Genomic DNA, 2,829 nt, shown 5'->3' with positions numbered 1-2,829 from the left:
ACCCACCACGCCCAGCGCGGGTGGTAGCGGGGGAAGGCGGCGACGAGTTGGGCGCGGCCGGAGGTCTCAAGGCTGCGGGCCCAGGCGAGACCATCGCGGGCGGAGACGGCGAAGAGGGAAGTACCCCACACGTTCTTAGGCGGATGGCCGTGTTTCTTTTCGTAGTGGCGGCGGGCGAAGTCCCCTCCCAGGTAGTGCTGCCAGAAGCCGGTTTCGTGGCCGCCGAAAGGGCCGAGCCAGACTGTGTAGCTGAGAACGGTCAGGCCACCCGGTTTGGTTACGCGGAGCATTTCTTCCGCCATGGCCTGCCAGTTCGGGATGTGTTCGGCGACGTTGGAGGAATACACCACGTCGAAAGAAGAGTCGCGGAAGGGCAGCGCGGTGCCGTCGCCACGCACGGCGCCGTAGCCGGTCAGGCCAGCGGCGGACATTTCGGACACGCTGGGTTCCAGGCCGAGGTACCACGTGTCGGAGAACGCGTCGGCGAAGTAGCCGGGGCCGCCGCCAACGTCCAAGACGGTGGAACCGGGGAGGGGATGGGGGGTGGTGTCGGCCAGGACGGCGTCGATAAGCATGCGCGTATCGTGCGCGAGGCTGCGGTAGAACTTTTCGGGGGCGGTTTGCTCGTGGCGGAAAGAGGCGAGCAAACGCAGGGAACGCCGCAGGGTAGCAAAACGGCGGGTCCGTGGCAGGGGCATTGGGTGAAGTATACGCGGTGTTACCATCGACAGACTTTGAACGAATCGGATTGGGAGCACGATGAAGATTCTCCTCCTCTGCTGGCGCGACACTACCCACCCGCAGGGCGGCGGCAGTGAGCGCTACCTGGAGCGAGTGGGCGCGCACCTGGCCGCGCGGGGGCATGAGGTGATTTATCGCAGTGCAGCGCACACGGACGTCCCGCGTCGTGCCGTGCGTGATGGCATCCGATTTGAGCGCGCCGGCGGCAAATACACCGTCTACCTGCGCGCACTGTTTGCCGTGTGGCGGCATCGGCCCGATGTGGTGGTGGATACGCAAAACGGGATTCCGTTCTTTGCACGGCTGTTTACGCGCGCGCCGGTGGTGCTGCTCACACACCATTGCCATAAGGAGCAATGGCCGGTGGCGGGGCCGATCATTGGGCGGTTCGGCTGGTTCCTGGAATCGCGTGTGGCGCCGCGCGTGTACCGGGGTGCCCCGTATGTGACGGTGTCGCAGGCATCAAAGGCTGATCTGGTGGCGCTCGGTGTGCGGGCCCGTGACATCAGCATCATTGAAAACGGGGTCGATCCGGTGCCCATGCGCTTGCCAATGTTGCTGCCGAGTGGCCGGACCCACATAGCCACACTCTCCCGCCTCGTCCCGCACAAACGCATTGAGCAGGCCATCGACGCGGTACGGGACCTGCCGGGGGTGGTGCTGGACATCATCGGTTCTGGCTGGTGGGAGGACCAGCTGCGTGCGTACGCTGCTGATCTGGGGGACCGGGTGGTGTTCCATGGCCACGTTGGCGATGACCTGAAACACGCGCTTTTGGCTCGCGCCTGCCTGCACCTCATGCCGTCTGCCAAGGAGGGCTGGGGGATTGCGGTGGTGGAAGCCGCCCAACATGGTGTGCCGACTGTGGGGTATCGGTCAGCCGGTGGTCTGCGCGAGTCCATCATTGATGGAGAGACGGGTGTACTGGTTGATTCAGACGCCCAGTTCAAGCAGGTGGTGCGGGAGCTTATTAGTGAGCCGGAGGCTTTGGAGGATCTAGGTGATCGTGCTCGCGCCTGGTCAGCCCGCTTTTCGTGGCGGGAAACTGGCCGGAAGTTCGCGGAGCTGATCGAGGGCCTCGTTGCTGGCTGAAAGCCAGCAACGGCAGCAACGTCAGCAACGCTAGGAGCGGCAGCGCGAACCACAGGCTGAGCAGTGCCAACCCGCTGCGGGGCAGTGCACGCGCCGGGATGTCTGTGTCCTCGACGGTGTAGCCGCCGCGCCCATCAGGCCGTGCAACCAAGCCAACCTGGGGGTCGGAGAAGTACCACTGGGCTTCTTCCGGGGCTTCAGGGGACAGCGTGCCGTTATTGAACAGCACATCTGCCACCTGCCAGCGTGCCGACGGGTTGTCCACCTGGATGCCATCCACGGTGAGCGCGCCGGATTCCACCACGTTCATGGCCTTGGTCGCTGGATCGACCACGGGCACGCCGTCGGTGCGGGTGAGCAGGGTGGGCCGGTTGGGGAAGAAAACATCACGACCTTCGTGCGCTATCGCGGGCACGGTGACCTCCACAGGTGCGAGCATCGCCAGGGCTCGGGGTGCGTCAGGGACTTGGAGGAGCGCCAAGCCAAGTGCAGCGCCAGCGAGGTCGCTGCGGGACAAGCGAGCCGCCGCGAGAACATACGCCGGCACCGCTAAGGCCAGGAATTTCTGTGCATCCCTGACGAGCCCCCCACCCGGTACATGGCTGACAATCCAGGCCTGAACGTCTGGCAGTAGCCAGGACAACAGCGGCACCGCGAAGCCGAGGCCAGCCAGGATGAGAACGGGGCGGGGTACTCGGCGCAGTGCGGTGGCCAGCACCAGAAACAACATGATCCCAGCAAGAGCGAATCCGGTCGAGCGGGATGCCGGCACCGCCTCGGCGTTCCAGATCCCGCCCAAGCCGAGGAATGCGCCGAGTGTGCCGGCGTATTCCTCTGCGCGCGGGGCGAAAGCAGCAGCAGAAGCCGCAGATGCAGAGCCGCTAACAACCTGCAAGACCGTCGCCCCCACCCACGGCAGGCAGGCTAGCGCGGAGGCACACACGGCGAGCTTCGACCGCCCCACAAGCAGCACCGTGGCCAGCGCGAACAGGCCAC

2 protein-coding genes and 1 pseudogene are annotated in these 2,829 nt (G+C 65.4%); 1 reads left to right on the top strand and 2 read right to left on the bottom strand.

The window, feature by feature from the left end:
* Positions 1–698, bottom strand: a 698-nt coding sequence (locus F4V54_RS10580; RefSeq protein WP_211359486.1) for a class I SAM-dependent methyltransferase, incomplete at its 3' end; no start/stop codon positions are given.
* A gap of 61 nt (positions 699–759) precedes the next feature.
* On the opposite strand from F4V54_RS10580, the gene F4V54_RS10575 reads away from it, so the two are divergent.
* Positions 760–1,833: a glycosyltransferase family 4 protein gene (locus F4V54_RS10575; protein ID WP_150387111.1), complete on the top strand. Its 1,074-nt coding sequence runs from the start codon at positions 760–762 to the stop codon at positions 1,831–1,833.
* 229 nt (positions 1,834–2,062) lie between these two features.
* Here the strand turns inward: F4V54_RS10575 and F4V54_RS12005 are convergent.
* Positions 2,063–2,776: pseudogene (locus tag F4V54_RS12005) on the bottom strand (MmpA family trehalose lipid delivery protein); the annotation flags it as partial.
* Between the last annotated feature and the right edge of the window lie 53 nt (positions 2,777–2,829).

Origin of the sequence: Corynebacterium tuscaniense (assembly GCF_008693065.1) — a bacterium.
In the GTDB taxonomy this organism is placed as follows: Bacteria; Actinomycetota; Actinomycetes; order Mycobacteriales; family Mycobacteriaceae; genus Corynebacterium; species Corynebacterium tuscaniense.
This window is presented reverse-complemented; position numbering and strand designations above follow the sequence as displayed.